Origin of the sequence: Chamaesiphon sp., assembly GCF_041738855.1 — a bacterium.
Taxonomy (GTDB): Bacteria; Cyanobacteriota; Cyanobacteriia; order Cyanobacteriales; family Chamaesiphonaceae; genus Chamaesiphon.
The window spans coordinates 21,935-29,102 of the sequence record NZ_JBGSPA010000062.1 but is presented as its reverse complement, the minus strand read 5'-3'; the positions used below and the strand labels follow the sequence as shown (position 1 = coordinate 29,102).

The 7,168-nt window shown below is 45.4% G+C and carries 8 protein-coding genes and 1 pseudogene; 5 read left to right on the top strand and 4 right to left on the bottom strand.

Annotated elements, in window-relative coordinates:
* The first annotated feature begins 332 nt into the window (after positions 1-332).
* Both ACEW9I_RS06410 and ACEW9I_RS06405 read left to right on the top strand, forming a co-directional pair.
* Positions 333-752 carry a XisH family protein gene (locus ACEW9I_RS06410; RefSeq protein WP_373539519.1) on the top strand — a complete coding sequence of 140 codons (420 nt, stop codon included), beginning with the start codon at positions 333-335 and terminating at the stop codon, positions 750-752.
* The gene (locus ACEW9I_RS06405) at positions 737-1,048 is read left to right on the top strand and encodes an element excision factor XisI family protein (RefSeq protein WP_373539518.1); all 312 of its coding nucleotides are present in this window, start codon (positions 737-739) and stop codon (positions 1,046-1,048) included. The genes ACEW9I_RS06410 and ACEW9I_RS06405 overlap by 16 nt, the downstream gene beginning before the upstream one ends.
* Here the strand turns inward: ACEW9I_RS06405 and ACEW9I_RS06400 are convergent.
* Positions 1,039-1,308 (bottom strand): annotated as a pseudogene (locus ACEW9I_RS06400) (B12-binding domain-containing radical SAM protein); the annotation flags it as partial. The gene ACEW9I_RS06405 and the pseudogene ACEW9I_RS06400 sit on opposite strands and share 10 nt — an antisense overlap.
* 104 nt (positions 1,309-1,412) lie before the next feature.
* The gene (locus ACEW9I_RS06395) at positions 1,413-2,036 is read right to left on the bottom strand and encodes a hypothetical protein (protein WP_373539517.1); all 624 of its coding nucleotides are present in this window, start codon (positions 2,034-2,036) and stop codon (positions 1,413-1,415) included.
* Between the two features lie 426 nt (positions 2,037-2,462).
* Between ACEW9I_RS06395 and ACEW9I_RS06390 the strand changes: the two genes are divergently transcribed.
* Both ACEW9I_RS06390 and ACEW9I_RS06385 read left to right on the top strand, forming a co-directional pair.
* Positions 2,463-2,828, top strand: coding sequence for a GIY-YIG nuclease family protein (locus ACEW9I_RS06390; protein ID WP_373539516.1), 366 nt, complete (start codon positions 2,463-2,465; stop codon positions 2,826-2,828).
* 4 nt (positions 2,829-2,832) lie between these two features.
* Positions 2,833-3,042 (top strand): hypothetical protein, encoded by a 210-nt coding sequence (locus ACEW9I_RS06385; protein ID WP_373539515.1) that lies wholly within the window; start codon positions 2,833-2,835, stop codon positions 3,040-3,042.
* Positions 3,043-3,164: 122 nt separating this feature from the next.
* Here ACEW9I_RS06385 and ACEW9I_RS06380 read toward each other — a convergent pair whose 3' ends face one another.
* Positions 3,165-4,013: a M48 family metallopeptidase gene (locus ACEW9I_RS06380; protein ID WP_373539514.1), complete on the bottom strand. Its 849-nt coding sequence runs from the start codon at positions 4,011-4,013 to the stop codon at positions 3,165-3,167.
* Between the two features lie 230 nt (positions 4,014-4,243).
* On the opposite strand from ACEW9I_RS06380, the gene dapB reads away from it, so the two are divergent.
* Positions 4,244-5,071 (top strand): 4-hydroxy-tetrahydrodipicolinate reductase, encoded by an 828-nt coding sequence (dapB, locus tag ACEW9I_RS06375; protein WP_373539513.1) that lies wholly within the window; start codon positions 4,244-4,246, stop codon positions 5,069-5,071.
* A gap of 154 nt (positions 5,072-5,225) precedes the next feature.
* On the opposite strand, the gene thrS is transcribed toward dapB, so the two are convergent.
* Positions 5,226-7,034, bottom strand: a complete 1,809-nt coding sequence (gene thrS / locus ACEW9I_RS06370; protein WP_373539512.1) for a threonine--tRNA ligase — start codon at positions 7,032-7,034, stop codon at positions 5,226-5,228.
* Between the last annotated feature and the right edge of the window lie 134 nt (positions 7,035-7,168).

The following is a 7,168-nucleotide window of genomic DNA, read 5'->3' as shown; positions in this document are numbered from 1 at the left end:
GTAGATCTCTGGATATGTCAGTGCCCAGCGAACTGTCGCAGTCTCCCACGGTTTATGCACCGCACCAAGTTCGTTACCGAGGTAACGAGCGGGTTTGAGGATTTCAGGAGTAATGAGACTATCTACTGCAACTGCCACGATTTTCCCTCTGTTTTACGTTTGCTTGGGCGATTATCTATGGTAGCGCGGATCTGGTGATGTGGGATTCGATTGCTACACCAACGACCCAAATAGATATAATAAATATTGAGGATTTGAAGATTGCTGTCAAAAGTTATTTTTGCCCATCGTTAAAGTGAAATTCAGATCCCGATTTCACCAATTCTTGAAAAATGTCCAGACGAGATAGTTTACATGATGCAGCCCGTCGTACTTTAGAGAAAGATGGCTGGACTATTACAGACGATCCATTAATTTTAATTTTAGAGAAGACTCTTTTAAAAGCCGATTTGGGAGCTGAAAAGTTTTTCACTGCGGAGAAGGCAGATCGGAAGATTGCGATTGAAATCAAAGATTTTGACACGCCCTCTGTCATCAGTGAACTAGAAAAGACGATGGGACAGCTTCAGCTTTATCAGTGGGCACTGGAGGAGCAAGAACCAGAACGCCAGCTATTTTTAGCAGTCAGTGAAGCTATTTATCTAAAACATTTTCAAAAACCCATTTTTCAACTCGCGATCAAGCGCAACAAAATCAACTTACTAGTTTACCAGCCAGAGCAAGAGGAGATAGTGCAATGGATAGCTCATTAAACTACGCTGATATCATTCAAAATACTTTGCAAGAAGCTACGAAAGATCAGCCTCGAATTCAGTCAATTCAGCTTTATCCAGTATGCGATCGCGATTCGGGTCATTTTTTAATTCTTGCTACTGGTTGGGATAAAAGAGCGTGGATTAATACGATTTTATTTCACGCTCATTTGGTCGATCGAGAGGTCACAATTGAGGAGGATAATTTCGAGGAGGGGTTGACATCTACATTGATTGCAGCAGGGATAAATGCTGAAAATATTCACATGAGTGTACCGATGCAAAATGGTGTCTGAGTTTCGCGTAACCTCTGCGATAAATCTGCTGCGGGGAGATAGGCTCGATCGCACAATTGGCGCGGCTGGGCGTTGATAATACTGTAAAGGATAATATGCCCCAGATTGCTCGCCCCAACTTCGTAGATCTCTGGATATGTCAGTGCCCAGCGAACTGTCGCACTCTCCCACGGTTTATGCACCGCACCGAGTTCGTTACCGAGGTAACGCGCGGGTTTGAGGATTTCAGGAGTAATGAGACTATCTACTGCAACTGCCACGATCTTGCCTCTGTTTCGGATTGTTTGGGCGATTATCTATCGTAGCGCGGATCTGTGTAGGGTGGATTGGGTGGGGTTCGATCGAGAATCCTTAAAATTTATCATCATCTTCTATCCACAAAACATAAATCTAGCTCATGATACCAATCTTCAATAACATAAGCCCAAAAATTATCATATTCCATAATTCTTGACTGGGAACTGATGATAGTTGAATCTATTGCTTTTAGTGATGATTCTAAATCATCCATGATTTTATGCTTTTCATCCTTGCTTTTACACTCAACATTAGAATCTTGATGCTTTTTGAAAAACTCTTCATAAATATTTAAGCATTTTGCAAAGCATATTATATTTAGATTAAAATAATCACCTCTTTCAATCAACTCACTACTCGAATCTCCATGTGAAAAAATAATATAGACAGATCGGTTGCTTTCTTGAACAGCAATTCCATTGCCAAAGTTATCAAAACAACCAATTTTATATAATTTTTCATATTTTGGCAGAGAAATATTTTGCGTGTTGTCGAAGTTAGAGGAGTAAACCTCTACATTATCTAAATTAAATTCTATTTCTAGAGAATTAACATGTTTCGGCAACCCGACTTTTGATAAAAAATCAATATCTTCATTTGCCAAAATAATTTCATCATATTTATTTTTCAGAAAAATTAAATATTCTCTATTCCAAGCAGTATAGAAATCAGGCTTACTATCAAAAGTCATATTGTATGTTATTGATGTTGCTGTTTTCTAGACTATAACAAAGCGTTGCTCGATCGACTATTTAAATTTCAGATCCAGCATTCTCGATCGACCTGTGGGGAGGGCGGGTTTGGCATAGATTTCCGGTATGATCGAGATTAAATTGCATAAACCAGCCCCTACGGGTTAATAATGATTGATCTTTTTTCTGTGATATTCGATCGATCTTAATTCTAGGGACTGTAGGGGAGGGTTTATGCTAGGGATATTGAATTTTACAGATTAATATCGTTCGCGCTAGCGTACCGTAGGTAATCGAACCAGCCCATCATCTCTAGATATGTTCGACGATTCGGGTTTGTGAATTGTAGATTCGATGTGGGCTTGGGAATTGGGGACTCGATCTATCTGTAAACTAGGTATTGCTTTGTTTTCCCAGCCCAAATAATGACCGATTCCCAGCAACAGGCAAGAGAAATACTAGATCGATTGGTATTTACAGATTTCAATCTGTGCTTAGAAATAGATCGAACCTTTAATAAGTTACCCCGTGCGCCTGGTATTTATGCTGTTCGGCACCGAACGGATGGACTTTTATATTTAGGAAAGACAAACGATCTGAGTACGCGGTTTAACGGGGGACACAAAGCATTTACATGGGCGTGGCTCGATCTTTACGCACCTGGTGATGTGAGGATTGCCATTGAGAGGCTCGACCGATGGGGAAAACCAGGGTTATTATTAGAATTAGAGGCAATTCTGCTCAGAGCCGCCGAACCGCCTTATAACGTTAAGATTCCAATGGAGCGTTAAAGCTATGCAATCGAAGACTTTAGAACAACTTACACCTGCGGCAGCTCAAACGATCCTCGAAAACTTGCCAGAGCGGATTAGAGCGGCATTTATCGATCGAGCTGCGGAAATTAACTTTCCAGTTGAGGCGGTGGTAGAGATGGCTTTGGCTGGGTATTTGGATAGTGAATCGATCGGATTTGTCGATTGTACACCTAATCGAGGTCAGGGTTAGAATTTGGGGACTCGATTACCTACGGTACGCTAATGCGATCGCGATGAGGATTCGACATTAGACCGCAAGTCTGGATATGCTCCTTGAGCAGCTAAAGATTGTCGGAGTCGAAGTAAATCCTCCTAAAAGAAGCCGCGTAAATTTTGCTTGTAAGTAGTGGCATTCAAGCCATCGGTGCGATTGCGATAAGCTGGGGGAATCATCTTTTGGAGATTGGCAACTCGCTCGGTTGCAGCTGGGTGAGTGTTGAGAAATTCTGGAGTTGAACTACTACCGACCAACTTTTTCATAAACTCTGGAAATGCACTGGGAGCGTAGCCAGTTTGGATCATCATGGTCAAACCACGCCGATCGGCATCATACTCATCTTCACGACTATTTCGCAATGTTGAAAATAGTTGTACTCCGATCTGGACGATTTGGTTGCGATCGACTCCAGCGATCGAACTGATACCTTGATTGATGGCGGCTTGCTTGAGCTGTTGGATCGAGTGACGCCCAGCAATGTGCCCGATTTCATGCCCCACGATCGCAGCTAGCTGTGCTTCATTGTCGGCGGCTTTCATCAAGCCAGTATTGATATAGACGTACCCACCCATCGTTGCAAAAGCGTTGATGGCATCATCTTCGACGACTTGAAAGGTGTATTTAAGATTTGGTCTGCTACTATTTCTCGCCAGCCGTTGACCGATCCGATCGACATAGCTAGTTACGGCGGGATTGCGATAAAGTCTCACCTTTTGGCTGACCAATGCTCGATTAGTATCTGCACCCAAACTCGCCTCTTGGGCATCAGAGAGATTGGATAGTTCCAGGATTTGGGCACCTTGCATCAGAATCCGAATCCAGTCAGCCGCTCGACCGATCTGTGGTTGCCCCACAGTCACGATACACATTGTCAGCAACCCGATACTGGCATATAACCACCGTTGCTGGCACCACTGAAGGAGTGAAGCTAATCTATCGAACATACATCTTTTACTAAATTAGCGATTGGAATTAGAGCAATTATAGCTAAATTGATTCTCATAATTAGCAGTTATAGTGACGCTACTTTCGGTATTTATGTTGCATGGCAAACAGGCTAAAACTCTTCAATCCCCAAAATCTAGCACCTCGATCGCCGAGAAAACTTGCGCTCCAAGCCAGTCTTTCGATGTCATAATAGGCAATGTGGAGCTATCAGCCAAGGAGAATCAGCATGAGTAACCAATCGCCCATCCCAGTCGTCGTCAATGGTGCGGGCGGTAAAATGGGACTAGAAGTCATCAAAGCAGTCGCCAATGCCCCCGACCTGGTGTTGCTAGGCGCGATCGATCGCAATCCGAAACTATTTGGCGAAGATATCGGTGAAATCGCTGGCTGTGGAGCCTTGGAGATACCTGTAATGAACGATCTCCAAGCAATCCTGGTGATGGCATCCCAAGAGAAACAACCCGCCGTAATGGTCGATTTTACCCATCCTGACAGTATCTATGAAAACGTGCGATCGGCGATCGCTTATGGCGTGCGTCCGGTTGTCGGTACCACTGGATTGAGTACCAACCAGATTCAGGAACTAGCGGAATTTGCTGACAAAGCTAGCACTGGCTGTTTGATTATCCCCAATTTTTCGATCGGCGTCATCCTGATGCAGCAAGCCGCCATCCAAGCCGCCAAGTTTTTTGAACACGTCGAAATCATCGAACTCCACCACAACCACAAAGCTGACGCCCCCAGCGGTACCGCCATCCAAACCGCCCAACTCCTCGGCGAACTCGGCAAAACCTTCAACCCGCCCAGCGTCACTGAATCCGAAAAAATGGCAGGTGCCAGAGGTGCCATCGCTGACGAAAATATCCGCATTCACAGTGTCAGGCTACCTGGTTATATCGCCCATCAAGAAATCATCTTTGGTGCGCCAGGTGAGATCTACCTACTCCGCCACGATACTACCAATCGATCGTGCTACATGCCTGGAGTCCTCCTCGCCATTCGCAAGATTTTGGGTCTAAAATCGTTAGTATACGGATTAGAAAAAATCTTGTAGAGAGCGATCGCGTTACCCACAGTTTTATTCGTGTCGAGCCACTACTACTTAGGTCGTGTCGAAAGGTAGCTAAAATTAGGCGATGTGCGATCGGCCTAATTTTAGTTAAACTGCCCACTGAAATGGGTGCGATCGCATCTGTAAGTTTAGCAGCTTAGAAATCGCTAAAGTTGGCGATCGCATCCACAATTCTCTTCACCACTTCATTGACACCAATCGCGCCTAATTCGCCCTCAATTCGGGTGCGAATGCTGATCGTATTGTCTTCCACCTCTTTACCGCCGACGATGCCCACAACGGGAATTTTCTCCTTCTCAGCGTTGCGAACCATTTTACCCAATCGCTCGTTACTACTATCCACTTCAGCGCGAACGCCGAGGGCGAGTAACTGCTCACAAGCGGCTTTGGCAAACGGGATAAAGTCTTGAGCCACAGGTACCAATCGCATCTGCACCGGAGCCATCCACAGCGGGAAATCACCCGCATACTCTTCGATCAGAATCCCGATCAGCCGTTCGAGCGATCCAAAGGGAGCACGGTGAATCATAATCGGACGTTGGCGGCTGCTATGTTCATCGATGTATTCGAGTTCAAATCGCTCGGGGAGATTGTAATCTACTTGGACGGTGCCCAATTGCCACTCGCGATCGAGTGCATCACTAAAGATAAAATCAAGTTTGGGGCCATAAAAAGCCGCTTCACCAATGCCGATAAAATGATCCATTCCCAGCTTCTCGACAGCGCGGGTAATCGCTCCTTCTGCCTTATTCCAAGCATCATCTGAGCCGATATATTTATCCGAAGCTGGATCGCGGAAACTCAGACGCGCTTTGAAGTTTTTCAGGCGGAGTTTGTCAAATACCGATAGGATGAGATCGACCACTTTTAGAAACTCTTCATCCAATTGCTCGGGAGTCACAAATAGGTGAGAATCATCGACCGTAAAGCCGCGTACGCGAGTCAATCCACCGAGTTCGCCAGATTGCTCGTATCGATACACCGTACCAAATTCAGCATACCGAATCGGTAAATCACGATACGATCGCAGTTCGCTTTGATAGATCTGGATATGAAACGGACAATTCATCGGCTTCATCACAAAGCCATTATCAGCGGCAATATCTTCGAGATTGTCCGCCATAATTGGGAACATATCTTCCTTGTATTTTTGCCTGTGTCCCGATTTCATGAACAAGTCGGTTTTGGCAATATGGGGCGTAACTACAGGTAAATAACCGCGTTTGGTTTGCTCTTTTTTGAGGAAGTCTTCTAAAGTGCTGCGGAGAATTGTCCCTTTAGGTGTCCATAATGGCAGACCAGGGCCGACCAATTCTGAGAAAATAAATAAGCCAAGTTCCTTGCCGATTTTGCGATGATCGCGACGGATGGCTTCTTCCTTGCGGCGTTCGTATTCGGCGAGTTGTTCGGGAGTTTCCCAGGCGGTACCGTAGATGCGTTGCAATTGGGCTTTGGTTTCATCGCCCCGCCAGTAGGCACCTGCTACAGCTTCGAGTTTAAAGGCTTTCGGGTGCAGATCGCCAGTATTGTCTAGATGTGGCCCCGCGCACAAGTCCCACCACTTATCGCCGAGATGGTAGAGGGTAATCGGTTCTGTTAGTCCAGCGAGAATTTCTAATTTGTAGGGTTCGTTGAGAGCAGAGATTCGCGCTTGGGCTTCGGCTCTGGTGACTTCTTCGCGCACGACTGGCAACTTCTGATTGACGATCTTAATCATCTCTTTCTGAATTGTCTTCAGATCCTTGTCTGTAAAGGCGTCAGGGCTATCAAAATCATAGTAGAACCCATTTTCGATCCAGGGGCCGATCGTCACCAGAGCCTTGGGAAACAGCCTCTGTACCGCCATCGCCATCACATGGGAGGCGGTATGTCTGATTTTTTTGAGGGTTTCCGATTCGCTGGTTTTGGGTAGATGGATTTTTGCTGGCTGTTCGGCGTTGGACATGGGTATAGCTGTTCCCTGGCAATTCAATATTCTAGCTCAGTGTCACAAGGTCGCGACAACTGCTAGATCTATTCTGTACTCAATCTATTTTACCCAGTAATCTGCACGGATGGCTGGAGTGGGGCATACTTGGA

What these genes read in the sequence shown, in the direction of transcription:
- ACEW9I_RS06405 (WP_373539518.1), top strand. Translation starts at nt 737, where the DNA reads ATGGATAGCTCATTAAACTACGCTGATATCATTCAAAATACTTTGCAA.
- ACEW9I_RS06380 (WP_373539514.1), bottom strand. Translation starts at nt 4,013, where the DNA reads ATGTTCGATAGATTAGCTTCACTCCTTCAGTGGTGCCAGCAACGGTGG.
- ACEW9I_RS06385 (WP_373539515.1), top strand. Translation starts at nt 2,833, where the DNA reads ATGCAATCGAAGACTTTAGAACAACTTACACCTGCGGCAGCTCAAACG.
- thrS (WP_373539512.1), bottom strand. Translation starts at nt 7,034, where the DNA reads ATGTCCAACGCCGAACAGCCAGCAAAAATCCATCTACCCAAAACCAGC.
- ACEW9I_RS06395 (WP_373539517.1), bottom strand. Translation starts at nt 2,036, where the DNA reads ATGACTTTTGATAGTAAGCCTGATTTCTATACTGCTTGGAATAGAGAA.
- ACEW9I_RS06390 (WP_373539516.1), top strand. Translation starts at nt 2,463, where the DNA reads ATGACCGATTCCCAGCAACAGGCAAGAGAAATACTAGATCGATTGGTA.
- dapB (WP_373539513.1), top strand. Translation starts at nt 4,244, where the DNA reads ATGAGTAACCAATCGCCCATCCCAGTCGTCGTCAATGGTGCGGGCGGT.
- ACEW9I_RS06410 (WP_373539519.1), top strand. Translation starts at nt 333, where the DNA reads ATGTCCAGACGAGATAGTTTACATGATGCAGCCCGTCGTACTTTAGAG.